The organism is Bradyrhizobium yuanmingense, assembly GCF_029167105.1.
Lineage (GTDB): Bacteria > Pseudomonadota > Alphaproteobacteria > Rhizobiales > Xanthobacteraceae > Bradyrhizobium > Bradyrhizobium yuanmingense_A.
The window spans coordinates 44,507-60,614 of record NZ_JARFML010000045.1; the positions used below are offsets into that span (position 1 = coordinate 44,507).

A 16,108-nucleotide genomic window follows, 5' to 3' on the forward strand; every position below is an offset into this window, starting at 1 on the left:
CGGCGGGTGAGGGTTCTATCCTCTGGGAGGGTCCATTGCGGAAGCACCCTCTCCCCAACCCTCCCCCGCAAGCGGGGGAGGGAGCGGACCACCACTGCGGTACCACCTATGCTTTTCGCGCCATCCCCTGTTCGTGGCATTGCGCCGAGCCCGTCAAAAAACCAAAGCATTCTCGTGACATGCCAGGGTGGCGCGCCATCAACTTGCCATGAACTTGCCCCTCAGGTTTGATGGTTCCGAATGATTTGCGCTGTGGCAGCGGGGAGAGCTTGAATGACGGATTTTCGTCGCCTGACCGGGATTTTCGTGGCTGCGATGGGACTGGTCCTGTCCACGCCGCACGCCTTCGCCCAGCAGCCGGACCGCGGCGACGAGCCGGGCCTGATCGCCGATGACGGGTACCAGCTCGAGCCGGAATGGCAGAAGCAGGTGGTCTACTTCCGCACCACCGAGCCGCCGGGCACGATCATCGTCTCGACGGCCGAACGTCACCTCTATTTGGTGCAGCCCGGCGGGCGCGCCATCCGCTACGGCATCGGCGTCGGCCGCGACGGATTCCAGTGGCAGGGGCTGGTGACCATCACCAACAAGAAGGAGTGGCCGGACTGGACGCCGCCGCCGGAGATGATCCAGCGCCAGCCCTATCTGCCGCGCTTCATGGCCGGCGGCCCGGGCAACCCGCTGGGGGCCCGCGCCATGTATCTCGGCACCACCGTCTACCGCATCCACGGCACCAACCGACCCGACACGATCGGCACCAAGGTGTCGTCGGGCTGCTTCCGTCTCGTCAACAGAGACGTCGCCGATCTCTACGACCGCGTCCCTCTCGGCACCAAGGTCGTCATCCGGCAGAAGCCCGAGCTGTAACGGCCACAGGTTTGAGCATGATCCCTCGGGATCATGCTCCATGCCCTCCTCCCATTCCCTTTCCGATACTTTCGAGAGAGCAACATGATGCGCACTTTTCGTGGCGGCCTGCTGATCGGGCTCGCCCTCGCCGTGTTGGTCGCCGTTGGGGCGATCATTTACGAGTTCTACGACACGCGCACCCTGAGGCGCACGGTTCGCCGCGGCGAGGTGCTGTGCGGCGTCAACAAGGGCCTGCCGGGCTTCTCGATCCCCGACGACAAGGGCAACTGGACCGGCTTCGACGTCGATTTCTGCCGCGCGGTGGCCGCGGCGATCTTCAACGACCCCGGCAAGGCGAAGTTCGTTCCGCTCGACGCCAACGAGCGTTTCAAGGAGCTGCAGAGCCGCAAGGTGGACATCCTCTCGCGCAACACGACCTGGAGCATGGCGCGCGAGCTCGACTACGACCTGTATTTCCCGGCCGTGGCCTATTACGACGGCGTCGGCTTCATGGTGCCGCGCACGCGCAACAAGGAGACCTCGCTGGACCTGGCAGATAGCAAGGTCTGCGTGCAGAACGGAACCACGACGACACTCAACGTCGCCGATTACTTCCGCGTCAACAACATGAAGTATGAAGAGGTGAAGTTCGATAACCTCAACGACGTGGTGAAGGCGTACGACACCGGCAAGTGCGACACGTTCTCCGCCGACGTTTCTCAGCTCTATGCTCTCAGGCTGAACCTGACGAAGCCCGGCGACCACATGATCCTGCCGGACATGATCTCCAAGGAGCCGCTCGCCCCCGTCGTGCGCCAGCGCGACGACGACTGGATGATGATCGTGAAATGGACGCTGTATGCGATGATCAACGCCGAGGAGCTCGGCGTGACCTCGGAGAACATCGACGAGGCCCTGAAGTCGAAGAAGCCGGAAGTCATGCGCCTCGTCGGCACCGAAGGACGCTACGGCGAGCAGCTCGGCCTCACCAAGGACTGGGCCGCGCGCATCATCCGCCACGTCGGCAATTACGGCGAGATGTATGATCGCAACATCGGCGAGAAGTCGAAGCTGAAGATCCCGCGCGGCATGAACCAGCTGTGGAACGCAGGTGGCGTGCAGTACGCACCGCCGATGCGGTAAGGCGGTCTCACCGTCGTCGTTGCGAGTCACCCTCTCAATCGTCATGCCCGGGCTTGTCCCGGGCATCCATGTTTTTGAGGCGCGTTAAGAACGTGGATGGCCGGACAAGCCCGGCCATGACGGTTCGCGCTATTGCCCCAGCCTCAATATCCGCGCGCCCTGGCTAGCTGCTCGGTGTGGTAGTTCGCATCGCCGAACAGCTCCTCGCAGACGCGGGCGCGCTTCATGAAGAAGCCGATGTCGAACTGGTCGGTCATGCCCATGCCGCCATGCATCTGCACGCCTTCCTGCACCGCGCGGGTGGCGGTGGTGCCGGCGCGCGCCTTGGCGACGGCGACGGCGGGTGCGGCCTTGGCAATGTCGGCATCCAGTGCCTGCAGCGCCTTCATGGTGGCGGCGCGGGTGATCTCGATGTCGATATAGAGCTCGGCGGCGCGATGCTGCAGCGCCTGGAATTCGCCGATGAGCTTGCCGAACTGCTTGCGGCCCTTCAGGTACTCGACGGTGCGGCCAAACACCTCGTCGCTGAGGCCGACCATTTCGGCGGCGACCGCGCCGCGGCCGATATCGAGCACGCCATCGAGCAGGCCGGCCGCCTGGTCGACCTCGCCGAGCACGCTGTCGGCGGTGACCTCGACATTGGCGAACTCGATTCGCGCCGCATTGTGCGCATCGACCATGATGGTGCGCTCGATCGCAACGCCCTTGGCCTTGGGGTTGACCAGAAACAGCGTCAGGCCCTCGCGTTCGCCGGCAGCGCCCGCGGTGCGCGCGGCGACGATAAGGAGATCGGCGACGTGGCCGTCGACCACCAGCGCCTTGGCGCCGGAGAGCTTGAAGCCGTTGCCGGCGCGCACGGCCTTGAGGCTGGTCTGCAGCGGGCGATGCTTGGCGCCCTCGTCGATCGCGAGCGTCGCGAGCAGCGAGCCGTTCGCGATCTTCGGCAGATATTCCGATTTCTGCGCGGCATTGCCGCCGCGGGTCAGCACTGATGCCGCCACCACTGATGTCGCGAGGAAGGGCGACGGCATCAAGGTGCGGCCGATCTCCTCCATGATAATTCCGGCTTCGACGTAGCCAAGACCACTGCCGCCGTACTCTTCCGGCACAAGCAGGCCGGCAAACCCCATCTCGGCAAACGAATGCCAAAGCTCCCTGGAGAAGCCGGTGGGGTCCTTGCTGTCGCGCAAGTGACGCAGGTGCGACACCGGCGCCTTGTCGCTGATCAGCCCGCGCGCGGAGTCGCGGAGCATGGATTGTTCTTCGGTGAGGACGAGGGCCATGTGCGTGTTTCCGATTCGAAATCTATGTTGTCTCGTCATTCCTGGATGCGCTACAGGCGCAGGCCCGGAATCCATACTCCCGACTGGTGGTTATGGATTCCGGGCTCGCGCTACGCGCGCCCCGGAATGACGGGTGGTGAGAGTGCGGCTCACGCCCCCGGCAGATCCAGGATGCGCTTGGCGACGATGCCGAGCATGACCTCGGACGTGCCGCCTTCGATCGAATTGGCCTTGGTGCGCAGCCAGGCGCGCGGGCGGGCGCCCTGCCTGGAGCGCTCGCTCTCCCATTCCAGCGCATCGACGCCGCCCGCCGACATCAGGATCTCGTGGCGGCGCTTGTTGAGCTCGGTGCCGTAATATTTCATCGCCGAGGAGAACGCCGGATGCGCCTGGCCGGCCTTGGCGAGATCGACCGCCCGCTCGGCGCAGGCAGCCAGCGCGGCTTCATCGACGTCGAAGCGCGCGATTCTACCGCGCAGCATGGCGTCGTCGAGCTTGCCTTGCCCATCGGTGCCGACGGAATCGGCCGCGATCTGGCCGAGCGGCCGGCCGACGCCACGCTCGCCCATCCCCGAGATCATCGCGCGCTCGTGCTGGAGCAGATATTTGGCGACGTCCCAGCCGCGGTTGATGGTGCCGACCACATGCGACTTCGGCACGCGGACATTGTCGAAGAAGGTCTCGCAGAACGGCGAGTAGCCGGAGATCAAGAGGATCGGCTTGGTCGAGACGCCCTTGGAGGTCATGTCGAACAGGATGAAGCTGATGCCGTCATGCTTCTTCGCGGTCGGATCGGTGCGGACCAGGCAAAAGATCCAGTCGGCGTAATTGGCGTAACTAGTCCAGATCTTCTGGCCGTTGATGATGAAGTCGTCGCCGTCGCTCTCGGCGCGGGTCTGGAGCGAGGCGAGGTCGGAACCGGCGTTCGGCTCGGAATAGCCCTGACACCAGCGGACCTCGCCCGCGGCGATCTTCGGCAGATGCACCTTCTTCTGGGCCTCGTTGCCGTACTTCAAGAGCGCCGGCCCGAGCATCCAGATGCCGAAGCTCGACAGCGGCGGCCGCGCGCCGATCCGCGCCATCTCAGCGCGCAGCACCTTGTGCTCGGCAGCGCTTAAGCCACCGCCGCCATACTCCTTCGGCCAGTCGGGCACGGTCCAGCCCTTGTCGCGCATGCGCTCGAACCAGATGCGCTGCGGCTCGGACGAGAATTTCGCGTTGCGTCCGCCCCAGAACACGTCGGCATCGGACGTTGCCGGCTTGCGCATCTCCGGCGGGCAATTGGCTTCCAGCCAGGCGCGGGTCTCGGTGCGGAATGTTTCGAGATCGGCGGATTCAGAATCGCTGGTTTTGAGATCGGTCATTGGTCGTTTCCATCACCCAACATTCGAATTGTTGACAGCGAGTCTGGGCCAAGCCCCCGCGGAATTCAACCACTTATCATTTATAGTCGCGGCGACAGCGAGCCTTGAAAACACAGAGGAAACGACAATGCGCCTAAAACTTCTTTCGCCTGGCGAAATGAACGAGAGCCAGCGGCAGACCTATGACGAGTCGATCGCCGGCAAGCGCGGCAAGCCGCCGGCGCCGATGATGGCCTGGCTGAACAGCCCCGAGATGGCGCGCCATGCCACGCGGCTCGGCGAGGTGCTGCGCTTCGACACGATCTTCCCGGCCAAGCTCTCGGAGATCGCGATCCTGGTGACGGCGCGGCACTGGACCGCGCATTACGAATGGTATGCGCACAAGCGCCTCGCGCTTGCCGGCGGCATGAAGCCCGAGATTATCGAGGCGATCCGCGACCGCCGTACGCCCGACTTCGAAGATGCCAAGGCCAAGACGATCTACGATCTCGCCAAGTCGCTGCACGAGGGCCACGGCGTCGAGAAGGGACTCTACGACGACGCCGTGAAGCTGCTCAGCGAACGCGGCGTGGTCGAGGTGATCGGGCTGTGCGGCTATTACACGCTGGTGTCGATGACGCTGAACACCTTCGAGTTCGGCCTGCCCGAGGGCGAGGTGTCGGAGCTGGCTTAGATCGTGATGTGATCAGACCTGCTCGCGACAAGGAAAGTGCGCTCCCTCTCCCGCTTGCGGGAGAGGGTTGGGGAGAGGGTGCTTCCGCGATGGGACAATCCCCCAGAGGAGAAAGCCCTCACCCGCGCCTTCGGCGCGACCTCTCCCGCAAGCGGGAGAGGTTGCACCGAGCCCGCGGCAATCGCTTCACCCTGAAGCCATTCCGGTTTAGTTGCCGATCCAGAAACGGTGGGTTTCGAGTTTGGCCGTAGCACTGGCGCGAAGCCGGGCTTACGTGCGTGTTTTCGAGGGAGCATTCACATGTCGCAAAGCCCCGTCATTCCTGCCGGCACCCGGATCGGCCACGTCCATCTCAAGGTCGCCGATCTCGACCGTGCGCTCGGCTTCTATTGTGGCGTGCTCGGCTTCGAGCTGATGCAGCGGATGGGCTCGGGGGCGGCCTTCATCGCGGCCGGCGGCTATCACCACCACATCGGGCTCAACACTTGGGAGAGCAAGGGCGGCTCACCGCCGCCGCCTGATGCGACCGGGCTCTATCACACCGCGATCTTGTTTCCGACGCGTCCCGCGCTGGCGGAGGCGCTGCATCGGGTGCTCACGGCCGGGATTGCGCTGGATGGCGCCAGCGACCACGGCGTCAGCGAGGCGCTTTACCTGCGCGACCCCGACCAGAACGGCGTGGAGCTGTATTGGGACAAGCCGCGGGAGCAATGGCCGTTCGGGCCTGACGGGAAGCTCGCGATGTTCACCAAGCGGCTGGATGTCGAAGCGCTGTTGCGGCAGCGGCAGAGGTGAGAGGGCCCGGCGCCACCAGCGCCGTTGCCCACCCTGCTGCGCCGCGTGATCAGCGCCCGGCGTCCATGTCCCCCGCTTCGCGCTGGCCGCTGAGCCAGAGCGCGAGCAGGGTCCAGAACGCGCCGGACAACAGATACGCACCCGAGGCGATGACGCCGAGATTGGTGGCGAGCAGCAGCGCGACCAGCGGGGCGAAGCCGGCACCGAACAGCCAGGCCATGTCGGAGGTCAGTGCGGACGCCGTGTAGCGATAGGCCTGCCGGAAGTTCGAGGCGATCGCGCCCGACGACTGGCCGAAGGACAGGCCGAGCAGGATGAAGCCGATCACCATGTAGATGGTCTCGCCGAACGCGCCGGCGTCGAGCAGCTGCGGCGCGAAGCCGCTGTAGATCGCGATCGCGATCGCCGATCCCATCAAGAGCGACTTGCGGCCGACGCGGTCGGCAATGATGCCGGAGGCCACGATCGCGGCGACGCCGAACACGGCGGCGACGATCTCGATGATCAAGAAGCGCACCGGGCTTTCGTGGGTGAACAGGAACACCCAGGACAGCGGAAACACCGTGACCATGTGGAACAGCGCAAAGCTCGCCAGCGGCGCGAACGCGCCAAGCATGATGGTCTGGCCTTCGCGCGCGACCGTCTCGGAGATGCGCGCGGGCTGGAGTTCGCGGGTCTCGAACAGCGTAGCGTATTCTTCCGTCGTCACCATGCGCAGGCGCGCGAACAGCGCCACGACATTGATGGCGAAGGCGACGAAGAACGGATAGCGCCAGCCCCAGTCGAAGAAGTCATCGGCCGAAAGGAGGCCGGCGAAATAGGCGAACAGCGCGCTCGCCACGATCAGGCCGAGCGGGGCGCCGAGCTGCGGCACCATCGCGTACCAGCCGCGCTGCGAGGCCGGCGCATTCAGCGCCAGCAGCGAAGCCATGCCGTCCCAGGCTCCGCCCCAGGCCAGACCCTGCGCGATGCGCGCCAGCGCCAGCAGCCAGATCGCGGCGACGCCGATCTCCTGATAGCCGGGCAGGAACGCGAGCGCGACGGTGGCGGTGCCGAGCAGGAATAGCGCCGAGATCAGCTTGGCCGTCTTGCCGTATTCGCGGTCGATCGTCATGAAAATGACGGTGCCGATCGGACGGGCCATGAAGGCCAGCGCGAAGACCATGAAGGAATAGAGGGTCCCGGTCAGCTCGCTCGCGAACGGGAACACCAGGCGCGGAAACACGATCACCGAGGCGATCGCGAAGACGAAGAAGTCGAAGAATTCCGAGGTGCGGCCGATGATGACGCCGATGGCGATCTCGCCGGGACTGGCCTGGTCGTGGCCGTGCTCGCCCGTGTGGACTGCCATTGCGGGGGTCTGTGCCGTCGCCATTCGTGCGCCCTTAACGTCCTGAAAACCAAAGCCGACCGCCCGGCGGGGCGCCAGGCAATCTGGCCCTATCTGGCGCAACCTCCCGCACTGCAACATTGGACAAATTGTCCAATGTCCCCATTGTTGCGCCGCAGCTACCCCTTGGCCCCGCAAAGGAAACTCATTCTCATAAGGCTCGGCCCGTGTCCCGTCTCAAGATCCTGGCGCTACTACCTCTAGCTGCTGCGCTCAGCGGCTGCGACTATGTCGTGCTGGCGCCAGCCGGCGATATCGCAGCCCAACAGCGTGACCTCGTCATCATCTCCACCGTCCTGATGCTGCTGATCGTCGTGCCCGTGATGGCGCTGACGGTGCTGTTCGCCTGGCGCTACCGCCAGTCCAACACCGAGGCCCGCTACGAGCCGGACTGGGACCACTCGACCAAGCTCGAGCTGGTGATCTGGTCAGCGCCGCTCTTGATCATCGTTTGCCTCGGCGCGCTGACCTGGATGGGCACGCATCTGCTCGACCCCTATCGCACCCTCGGCCGCATCCATGCCGAGCGCGCGGTGGACAAGTCCAAGGCCCCGCTCGAGGTCGACGTGGTCGCGCTCGATTGGAAGTGGCTTTTCATCTACCCGGATTACGGCATCGCCACCGTCAATGAGCTCGCAGCTCCGGTCGATCGCCCGATCACCTTCCGCATCACCGCGTCCTCAGTGATGAACTCGTTCTACATCCCCGCGCTCGCCGGCCAGATCTACGCGATGCCGGGCATGGAGACCAAGCTCCACGCCGTGGTCAACCACGCCGGCACCTACAAGGGTTTTTCGGCGAACTATAGCGGCGCCGGCTTCTCGGGCATGCACTTCAATTTCAAGGGGCTCGACGACAAGGGTTTTGACGCCTGGATCGCCAGCGCCAAGTCGGCCGGCGGCTCGCTCGGCCGCGCCGAATATCTCCAGCTGGAGAAGCCCAGCCAGAACGAGCCGGTGCGGCGCTGGGGCACCGTCGATGCCGATCTCTACCGCCTGATCCTCAACATGTGCGTCGAGACCGGCAAGATGTGCCAGAGCGAGATGATGGCGATCGACGCCAAGGGCGGCAACGGCCATCAGGGCCTGAACAACACCCTGCCGCTCGCCTACGACAAGTATGCCCGCCGCGGCACGGTGCTCGGACCCGAGCCGACCTTCGTCGCCGGCACCTGCACGCCGGATGCGCCGCAGGGGCAGACCACCGCGTCGATCAAGGCTCCGACCGACTTCGAGCCGCTCCTGGGTGCCGGCCTGAAGCGGCCGTCGTTCACGCCGCTGAAGTCCTCGTCCTTCTTCCTCGGACAGCGTCCGAAGTCAGATTCCTGAAGTCAGACTCCTAAAGAGAGTTCGCATGTCTCCTGATCTTCTCAAGCTCATCTTCGGCCGGCTCGGCCTCGAATCGCTGCCGCTGCACGAGCCGATCGTCGTCGGCACCTTCGTGGTGGTCGCGCTCGGCGGCGCCGCGCTGCTCGGCGGCCTCACCTATTTCCGCCTCTGGGGCTATCTCTGGCGCGAATGGTTCACCACGGTGGACCACAAGCGCATCGGCATCATGTACATGATCCTCGGCATCGTGATGCTGCTGCGCGGCTTTGCCGACGCGCTGATGATGCGCGGCCAGCAGATGCTCGCGTTCAACGGCTCCGAAGGCTATCTCAACGCCCATCACTACGACCAGATCTTCACCGCCCACGGCGTGATCATGATCTTCTTCGTGGCGATGCCGCTGGTCACCGGCCTGATGAACTACGTCGTGCCGCTGCAGATCGGCGCGCGCGACGTCTCGTTCCCGTTCCTGAACAATTTCAGCTTCTGGATGACGGTCGGCGGCGCGGTGCTGGTGATGGCCTCGCTGTTCATCGGCGAATTCGCCCGCACCGGCTGGCTGGCCTATCCGCCGCTGTCGAACATCGGCTACAGTCCCGACGTTGGCGTCGACTATTACATCTGGGCGCTGCAGGTCGCCGGCGTCGGAACGACGCTATCCGGCATCAACCTGATCTGCACCATCGTCAAGCTGCGCTGCCCCGGCATGACCATGATGAAGATGCCGGTGTTCACCTGGACCTCGCTCTGCACCAACGTGCTGATCGTCGCCTCCTTCCCGGTGCTGACCGTGGTGCTCGCGCTGCTCTCGCTCGACCGCTATGTCGGCACCAACTTCTTCACCAACGATTTCGGCGGCAGCCCGATGATGTACGTGAACCTGATCTGGATCTGGGGCCACCCCGAGGTCTACATCCTGGTTCTCCCGGCGTTCGGCATCTTCTCCGAGGTCACCTCGACCTTCTCGGGCAAGCGGCTGTTCGGCTACACCTCGATGGTCTACGCCACCGTCGTCATCACCATCCTGTCCTACTTGGTGTGGCTGCACCACTTCTTCACGATGGGCTCGGGCGCCAGCGTCAACTCGTTCTTCGGCATCACCACGATGATCATCTCGATCCCGACGGGCGCGAAGATGTTCAACTGGCTGTTCACGATGTATCGCGGCCGCATCCGCTACGAGCTGCCGATGATGTGGACCATCGCCTTCATGCTGACCTTCGTGATCGGCGGCATGACCGGCGTTCTGCTCGCGGTGCCGCCGGCCGACTTCGTGCTGCACAACAGCCTGTTCCTGATCGCGCACTTCCACAACGTGATCATCGGCGGCGTGGTGTTCGGCGCGTTCGCCGGCATCAACTATTGGTTCCCGAAGGCGTTCGGCTTCAAGCTCGATCCGTTCTGGGGCAAGATGTCGTTCTGGTTCTGGGTCACGGGCTTCTACCTGGCCTTCATGCCGCTCTACGTGCTCGGCCTGATGGGCGTGACCCGCCGCCTGCGCGTGTTCGACGATCCGTCCTTGCAGATCTGGTTCGTCATCGCTGCGATCGGAGCCGTGTTCGTCTTCATCGGCATCCTCGCGATGCTGATGCAGTTCGCGGTCAGCCTGCTCAAGCGCGAGCAGCTCAAGGACGTCACCGGCGATCCCTGGGACGCGCGCACGCTGGAATGGGCGACCTCCTCGCCGCCGCCGGACTACAACTTCGCCTTCACCCCGGTCGTTCACGACAATGACGCGTGGTGGGACATGAAGCGGCGCGGCTATCAGCGTCCGCTCACCGGGTTCAAGCCGATCCACATGCCCAGCAGCACCGGTACCGGCATCATCCTCGCCGGCTTCGCCACCGCGATGGGCTTTGCTCTCGTCTGGTACATGTGGTGGCTCGCCGCCCTGAGCTTCATCGCGATGCTCGCCGTCGGGATCGGCCACACCTTCAACTATCACCGCGACTTCGACATTCCGGCTGACGACGTCATCCGGACCGAGGACGCGCGCACCAAGCTGCTCGCCGGAGCCAAGTAAATGACCGTTGCCGTCAATCCCTCGCAGACCGGCGAGCCGGTCTTCTACCTCGCTGACGAGCATCCGCATCCGGAAGGCTGGAGCACCTCGCTCGGCTTCTGGATCTATCTGATGAGCGACTGTCTCATCTTCGCGATCCTGTTCGCCACCTACGGCGTGCTCGGCGGCAACTATGCCGCCGGCCCCGCGCCGAAGGACCTGTTCGACCTGACCCTGGTCGCGGTGAACACCTCCATGCTGCTGCTGTCGTCGATCACCTACGGCTTTGCGATGCTGACGATGCAGCAGAACAAGGTCGCGCAGACGCAGGTCTGGCTCGCAATCACCGGCCTGTTCGGCCTCGCCTTCATCGGCATCGAGCTGTTCGAGTTCGCGCACATGATCCACGAGGGCGCCACGCCGCAGCGCAGCGCCTTCCTCTCCGCCTTCTTCACCCTGGTCGGCACCCACGGCCTGCACGTCACCTGCGGCCTGATCTGGCTGGTAACGCTGATGGTGCAGGTCGGAAAGTTCGGCCTGATCGAGGCCAACCGCCGCCGCCTGATGTGCCTGTCGATGTTCTGGCACTTCCTCGACGTGGTCTGGATCGGCGTCTTCACCTTCGTCTATCTCCTGGGAGTTCTGCGATGAGCACCGATATCCACGCAGCCGGCGCGCACGACCATCACCACGAGGGCGGCCACGCCCACAGCACGTTCTCGGGCTACATGCTCGGCTTCGTGCTCTCGGTCGTGCTCACCGCGATCCCGTTCTGGCTGGTGATGAGCGGCGCGCTGCCGAGCAAGCAGATCACCGCGCTGGTGATCATGGCCTTCGCAATCGTGCAGATCGTCGTGCACATGGTCTACTTCCTGCACATGAACACGACGTCCGAGAACGGCTGGACCATGATGGCGCTGATCTTCACCATCGTGATGGTGGTGATCGCGCTGTCGGGTTCGCTGTGGGTGATGAGCCACCTCAACAGCAACATGATGCCGATGCACCAGATGAGCGGAATGAAGTGAGCGCGACCGGGACCGTGACGGGTGAGGACGGAGATGCGCGCAGCAAGGCTGCGCGGTCCCCATCCCTATGGCTCACGATCCTCTCGCTCATTGCTTTCGTGCTTCTGATCGCGCTCGGCGTCTGGCAGATCGAGCGCCGCGCCTGGAAGCTGGCGCTGATCGACCGGGTCGAGCAACGCGTCCACGCGCCGGCGCAGCCGATCCCCTCGCCCGCATCATGGCCCGCCGTCAGCGCCGCAAATGACGAATACAGGCACGTCAGCCTCAGCGGGCGCTTCCTGCACAAGAGCGAGACGCTGGTTCAGGCCGTCACCGAGGAAGGCCCCGGCTATTGGGTGCTGACGCCGCTTCAGCGCGACGACGGCACGCTGGTCCTGATCAATCGCGGCTTCGTGCCGTCCGAGCGCCGCGACGCATCGACGCGCCGGGACGGCAATCCGCAAGGTCGGGTCGAGATCACCGGCCTCCTGCGCATCACCGAGCCGAAGGGCGGCTTCCTCCGGACCAACGTGCCCCAGCACAACCGCTGGTACTCGCGCGACGTCGCCGCCATTGCGGCGGCGCGCGGTCTTGGCGAGGTCGCGCCCTTCTTCGTGGACGCCGACGCCGGATCACAAATCGCCGGCGGCCCAATCGGCGGATTGACCGTGATCCGCTTTCCCAATAACCACCTGATCTACGCGCTGACGTGGTTTGCCCTGGCTTTCATGCTGGCTGGCAGACTTTTCGTCATATTCGGCGGCGGGCTGTTCCGTCGCAAGCGCTTCGTCCACGACAAGGCCGGCGGCTCGGATGCCGACGCCCGCAGGACGGGATCAGATGCTGGAACGATCGTCGAGCCGACCTGACGACGGGAAAACGCTTTCCCAGATGCTTGGGCGTGACGGGCAAGCCGTCACGCTGCAATCGCAGGCCGACGCGCGCAGCGAGCTGATCGGCACCATGCCGACCGAGGACGAGACCAACCGCAAGAACATGGCGCTGCTGATCCAGCTGCGCTGGACCGCGGTGGTCGGCCAGATTGTGACCATCGGTGCCGTGCATTTCGGCCTCGGCATCCCCCTGCCGCTGGAGCGGATGGGCGCGGTGATCGGCGCGCTGGTGCTGCTCAACGTTTCCAGCCTGGTCTGGGTGCGCCATCGCGCTGCGATCACCAACAATGAGCTGTTGGTCGCCTTGATACTGGACGTCGCCGCGCTGACCGCGCAGCTCTATCTCTCCGGCGGCGCCACCAATCCCTTCACCTCGCTGTTCCTGCTCCAGGTGACGCTCGGTGCGGTGCTGCTCGATGCCCGATCGACCTGGTCGCTGGTGGCGCTGACCTGCGCCAGCTTCGTCTGGCTGACATTGGCCTACCGGCCGCTCGATCTGCCGCCCAATCCGTTGAGCGAGACCTATACCCTCACCGTAACAGGCATGCTCCTGGGCTTCGTGCTCAACGCCGTGCTGCTCGTCGTGTTCGTCACCCGCATCAACAGGAATTTGCGCGAGCGCGACGCGCATCTGGCGGCCCTGCGCCAGCATGCCGCCGAACAGGACCATATCGTGCGCATGGGCCTGCTCGCCTCCGGTGCGGCGCATGAGCTCGGCACGCCGCTCGCCTCGCTCTCGGTAATCCTCAGCGACTGGCGCCGCATGCCCGATCTTGCCGCCGATCAGGAGCTTGCCGAGGACCTCGCGGAGATGGAAACCTCGTTGCAGCGCTGCAAGTCGATCGTCACAGGCATCCTGGTGTCGGCGGGCGAAGCGCGCGGTGAAGGCTCCTCGCCGACGACGGTGACGGCCTTCGTCACCGCGCTGGTCGACGAATGGCGCAATGCGCGCTCCGCCCGCACGCTCTACTTCGTCAACACCTTCGGCGAGGACGTCGCAATCGTCTCCGACGTCGCGCTGAAGCAGGTGATCTTCAACGTGCTCGACAACGCCTATGAGGTCTCGCGCGAGTGGGTCGAGCTCGTCGCCGAGCGCGAGGGCGACAATCTCGTGCTGTCGATCTCCGACCGCGGCCCGGGCTTTGCGCCGGAGATGCTGGCGCAGCTGGGGAAGCCCTACCAGTCGAGCAAGGGTCGCGCCGGCGGCGGGCTCGGCCTGTTCCTGGTGGTGAACGTCGTGCGCAAATTGGGGGGCACCGTGAGCGCCAAGAACCACAGGAAGCGCGGCGCCACGGTGCGCCTCACGCTGCCGCTCGCAACATTGGCGATCGGAGGGAATTTTGACGCCTGATCGTTCGCTGATCGTCGTCGAGGACGATGCGGGTTTTGCCCGCACGCTGAAGCGCTCGTTCGAGCGCCGCGGCTACGAGGTCGTGCTGGCTGCTTCGATCGAGGAGGTGCGCCAGGTGCTGGAGGAACGCTCCTTCGGTCATGCCGTGGTCGACCTCAAGCTCGGCGGCGCCTCGGGCCTTGCCTGCGTCGAGCTCCTGCACACGCATGACCCGGACATGCTGATCGTGGTGCTGACCGGCTTTGCCAGCATCTCCACGGCGGTCGAGGCGATCAAGCTAGGGGCCTGCCACTATCTGGCAAAGCCGTCGAACACCGACGACATCGAGGCCGCCTTCCACAAGGCCGAAGGCAACGCCGAAGTCGCGCTCGATTCGCGGCCGACCTCGATCAAGACGCTGGAATGGGAGCGCATTCATCAGACCTTGATCGAGACCGAGTTCAACATCTCGGAAGCGGCCCGCCGGCTGGGCATGCACCGGCGGACGCTGGCGAGGAAGCTCGAGAAGCGCCCGGTGAAGTAGGAGCGCGTCGAGGCTCCTCCTCCCCTATTTGCCGAACTGCGCGATCAATTCGGCCAGCGCGACGTGGCCTGTGCACGATCCCGTTCCCGGATCAGACCCGCCGTCCTCCAGAGCGGTGGCGTAGAGGACCGCGGGATCGGCTTCGAGGCGAGCTCGCAGCGCCGCCAGCTTCGGCCAGCGGCTCCTCTCCGCAACCGCATGGAAGTCGAGCCAGCGCGCGACGCCGACAAGCACGGCGTCGGCAAGGGTCGGCCGGTCCCCGAGCAGGAATTGCCGCGCTTCGATCATCGCTTCGAGCTTGTCATGACGCTCGATGACCCTTGCTGTGCCAAAGGCGCGCAGGACCGACTTCGCGGCGGGCTCCATGGCTTCGGCTTCCAATGCGGCCCACAGCGGCGCGAAGGCGGCGGTGAAACCGGTATTCACGAATGCCATGAGCTGATGCATGCGATCGGCTTGCCGCGATGAGGGATCGAAGCTGATGCGGCGTTCGACGTCCCTGGCCTCTAACCAGGCCGCGATCGCCATCGTTTCCGTCAGCACCTCGCCCTGCCCGGTGATGAAGACCGGCGTCTCATGTCGCGGATTGATACGGGCGTATGACGGGTTTCGCATCTCGCCCAACATATCGACCCGACACAGCCGATATGGCTTGCCCAGCCATTCGAGGGCCGCAACGAGCCCCATGGAGCTTCCCTTCGGGAAGCCGTAGAATAGAATTGGGTCCATGATCCATTCTCCGTGATTTCTGATGATCACGCTGCGCAGCGGTGATGCGACCCTAGCCGCTCGCCGCATCAAGTAAATTACGAACTTTTTTGTAACCTGGAGGCGCCGATGAAGGATCTCGTGTCGAGATGTCCGATCGAGGAAGTGATGCAGATTCTGAGCGGTCGCTGGCCAACGCTGCTGATCTACTATTTGAAGCAGGGCACCAAGCGCTTCAGCGATCTACGCCGCGACAATCCGACCATCTCGCACAGGATGCTCGCGCTCGAGCTTCGCAAGCTGGAGGACGCCGGCATCGTCAGCCGCACGGAATTCGGCGGCTATCCGCTGCGCGTGGAATACGATCTGACAGCCGCCGGTCACGCGCTCGTGCCGTTGATCGATGCCTTGGGAGACTGGTGGGCGTCGGTTGCGGCCACGACCGAAGGAGAAGGCCGTCGAGGTGAGATCGCCACCTCGGCAACGACGCAGCGGACTTGAAGCGAAGGCCCAGGTAAGGAGACTGCCGTGACAATGCTCGTCGAGCGCTTCAACCTTCCGGCTGCGCTTTCGCCCGCGCCGAGCAAGCGCGATGCCGAAACAGTTCAATTCGCGCAGGCCGCGCTGACGTCCGCCAAGCGGGAGGGCCTGCAACTCGCGGTGCGGGCGCGCTATGTCGCCCTTGTCGTCATTGCCTGCCTGCTGCTCGTGATCAACCCGGCCTGGGAACAGCTCTACTACGTGGCGCTGCTCGGCTTGTTCGCGCTGATCGGCTGGGCTCAGGTCAGGGTTGGGCGGG

The 16,108-nt window shown here is 64.6% G+C and carries 16 protein-coding genes and 1 pseudogene; 13 read left to right on the forward strand and 4 right to left on the reverse strand.

Annotation, left to right across the window (positions count from 1 at the left end):
- Window positions 1–273: 273 nt before the first annotated feature.
- Window positions 274–867: a L,D-transpeptidase gene (locus P0R31_RS36075; RefSeq protein WP_275519590.1), complete on the forward strand. Its 594-nt coding sequence runs from the start codon at window positions 274–276 to the stop codon at window positions 865–867.
- A gap of 87 nt (window positions 868–954) precedes the next feature.
- Window positions 955–1,992, forward strand: coding sequence for an amino acid ABC transporter substrate-binding protein (locus tag P0R31_RS36080; RefSeq protein ID WP_275519624.1), 1,038 nt, complete (start codon window positions 955–957; stop codon window positions 1,990–1,992).
- Between the two features lie 143 nt (window positions 1,993–2,135).
- Here P0R31_RS36080 and P0R31_RS36085 read toward each other — a convergent pair whose 3' ends face one another.
- Window positions 2,136–3,275, reverse strand: a complete 1,140-nt coding sequence (locus tag P0R31_RS36085) for an acyl-CoA dehydrogenase family protein (RefSeq protein ID WP_275519592.1) — start codon at window positions 3,273–3,275, stop codon at window positions 2,136–2,138.
- A gap of 149 nt (window positions 3,276–3,424) precedes the next feature.
- Complete coding sequence (locus P0R31_RS36090; protein ID WP_275519594.1) at window positions 3,425–4,639, reverse strand: acyl-CoA dehydrogenase family protein; 1,215 nt, start codon at window positions 4,637–4,639, stop codon at window positions 3,425–3,427.
- Window positions 4,640–4,766: 127 nt separating this feature from the next.
- Between P0R31_RS36090 and P0R31_RS36095 the strand changes: the two genes are divergently transcribed.
- Both P0R31_RS36095 and P0R31_RS36100 read left to right on the forward strand, forming a co-directional pair.
- A complete protein-coding gene (locus tag P0R31_RS36095; RefSeq protein WP_275519596.1) occupies window positions 4,767–5,312 on the forward strand; it encodes a carboxymuconolactone decarboxylase family protein in 546 nt (181 codons plus the stop codon).
- 300 nt (window positions 5,313–5,612) lie between these two features.
- Window positions 5,613–6,107, forward strand: a complete 495-nt coding sequence (locus tag P0R31_RS36100; protein WP_275519598.1) for a VOC family protein — start codon at window positions 5,613–5,615, stop codon at window positions 6,105–6,107.
- Between the two features lie 49 nt (window positions 6,108–6,156).
- On the opposite strand, the gene P0R31_RS36105 is transcribed toward P0R31_RS36100, so the two are convergent.
- Window positions 6,157–7,482, reverse strand: a complete 1,326-nt coding sequence (locus P0R31_RS36105; protein WP_275519600.1) for an MFS transporter — start codon at window positions 7,480–7,482, stop codon at window positions 6,157–6,159.
- A 182-nt stretch (window positions 7,483–7,664) separates the two neighbouring features.
- On the opposite strand from P0R31_RS36105, the gene cyoA reads away from it, so the two are divergent.
- From cyoA to P0R31_RS36140, 7 genes are read left to right on the forward strand one after another with little or no spacing between them, the layout of a single operon-like run.
- Window positions 7,665–8,825 (forward strand): ubiquinol oxidase subunit II, encoded by a 1,161-nt coding sequence (gene cyoA / locus P0R31_RS36110; protein WP_275519602.1) that lies wholly within the window; start codon window positions 7,665–7,667, stop codon window positions 8,823–8,825.
- Between the two features lie 25 nt (window positions 8,826–8,850).
- Window positions 8,851–10,848 (forward strand): cytochrome o ubiquinol oxidase subunit I, encoded by a 1,998-nt coding sequence (gene cyoB / locus P0R31_RS36115; protein ID WP_109142142.1) that lies wholly within the window; start codon window positions 8,851–8,853, stop codon window positions 10,846–10,848.
- Entirely contained in the window at window positions 10,849–11,478 is a 630-nt protein-coding gene (cyoC, locus tag P0R31_RS36120) for a cytochrome o ubiquinol oxidase subunit III (protein WP_109142141.1), read from the forward strand. It abuts the gene before it with no gap.
- Entirely contained in the window at window positions 11,475–11,855 is a 381-nt protein-coding gene (gene cyoD, locus P0R31_RS36125) for a cytochrome o ubiquinol oxidase subunit IV (protein WP_275519604.1), read from the forward strand. Before cyoC ends, cyoD begins: the two co-directional genes overlap by 4 nt.
- Window positions 11,852–12,703 carry an SURF1 family protein gene (locus P0R31_RS36130; RefSeq protein WP_275519606.1) on the forward strand — a complete coding sequence of 284 codons (852 nt, stop codon included), beginning with the start codon at window positions 11,852–11,854 and terminating at the stop codon, window positions 12,701–12,703. Before cyoD ends, P0R31_RS36130 begins: the two co-directional genes overlap by 4 nt.
- A complete protein-coding gene (locus tag P0R31_RS36135) occupies window positions 12,675–14,078 on the forward strand; it encodes an ATP-binding protein (protein WP_275519608.1) in 1,404 nt (467 codons plus the stop codon). Before P0R31_RS36130 ends, P0R31_RS36135 begins: the two co-directional genes overlap by 29 nt.
- Window positions 14,068–14,601 carry a response regulator transcription factor gene (locus P0R31_RS36140; protein WP_275519610.1) on the forward strand — a complete coding sequence of 178 codons (534 nt, stop codon included), beginning with the start codon at window positions 14,068–14,070 and terminating at the stop codon, window positions 14,599–14,601. The genes P0R31_RS36135 and P0R31_RS36140 overlap by 11 nt, the downstream gene beginning before the upstream one ends.
- Window positions 14,602–14,625: 24 nt before the next feature.
- Here P0R31_RS36140 and P0R31_RS36145 read toward each other — a convergent pair whose 3' ends face one another.
- Window positions 14,626–15,399, reverse strand: a complete 774-nt coding sequence (locus tag P0R31_RS36145; protein ID WP_343299360.1) for a glutathione S-transferase family protein — start codon at window positions 15,397–15,399, stop codon at window positions 14,626–14,628.
- Between the two features lie 39 nt (window positions 15,400–15,438).
- Here P0R31_RS36145 and P0R31_RS36150 point away from each other — a divergent pair, with 39 nt between their 5' ends.
- Window positions 15,439–15,810, forward strand: coding sequence for a winged helix-turn-helix transcriptional regulator (locus P0R31_RS36150; protein ID WP_275519614.1), 372 nt, complete (start codon window positions 15,439–15,441; stop codon window positions 15,808–15,810).
- 33 nt (window positions 15,811–15,843) lie between these two features.
- Window positions 15,844–16,108, forward strand: a pseudogene (locus P0R31_RS36155) (hypothetical protein); the annotation flags it as partial.

What these genes read in the sequence shown, in the direction of transcription:
- P0R31_RS36075 (WP_275519590.1), top strand. Translation starts at nt 274, where the DNA reads ATGACGGATTTTCGTCGCCTGACCGGGATTTTCGTGGCTGCGATGGGA.
- P0R31_RS36095 (WP_275519596.1), top strand. Translation starts at nt 4,767, where the DNA reads ATGCGCCTAAAACTTCTTTCGCCTGGCGAAATGAACGAGAGCCAGCGG.
- P0R31_RS36090 (WP_275519594.1), bottom strand. Translation starts at nt 4,639, where the DNA reads ATGACCGATCTCAAAACCAGCGATTCTGAATCCGCCGATCTCGAAACA.
- P0R31_RS36150 (WP_275519614.1), top strand. Translation starts at nt 15,439, where the DNA reads ATGAAGGATCTCGTGTCGAGATGTCCGATCGAGGAAGTGATGCAGATT.
- P0R31_RS36080 (WP_275519624.1), top strand. Translation starts at nt 955, where the DNA reads ATGCGCACTTTTCGTGGCGGCCTGCTGATCGGGCTCGCCCTCGCCGTG.
- P0R31_RS36100 (WP_275519598.1), top strand. Translation starts at nt 5,613, where the DNA reads ATGTCGCAAAGCCCCGTCATTCCTGCCGGCACCCGGATCGGCCACGTC.
- P0R31_RS36145 (WP_343299360.1), bottom strand. Translation starts at nt 15,399, where the DNA reads ATGCGGCGAGCGGCTAGGGTCGCATCACCGCTGCGCAGCGTGATCATC.
- cyoD (WP_275519604.1), top strand. Translation starts at nt 11,475, where the DNA reads ATGAGCACCGATATCCACGCAGCCGGCGCGCACGACCATCACCACGAG.
- P0R31_RS36105 (WP_275519600.1), bottom strand. Translation starts at nt 7,482, where the DNA reads ATGGCGACGGCACAGACCCCCGCAATGGCAGTCCACACGGGCGAGCAC.
- cyoB (WP_109142142.1), top strand. Translation starts at nt 8,851, where the DNA reads ATGTCTCCTGATCTTCTCAAGCTCATCTTCGGCCGGCTCGGCCTCGAA.
- P0R31_RS36085 (WP_275519592.1), bottom strand. Translation starts at nt 3,275, where the DNA reads ATGGCCCTCGTCCTCACCGAAGAACAATCCATGCTCCGCGACTCCGCG.
- P0R31_RS36135 (WP_275519608.1), top strand. Translation starts at nt 12,675, where the DNA reads ATGCTGGAACGATCGTCGAGCCGACCTGACGACGGGAAAACGCTTTCC.
- cyoC (WP_109142141.1), top strand. Translation starts at nt 10,849, where the DNA reads ATGACCGTTGCCGTCAATCCCTCGCAGACCGGCGAGCCGGTCTTCTAC.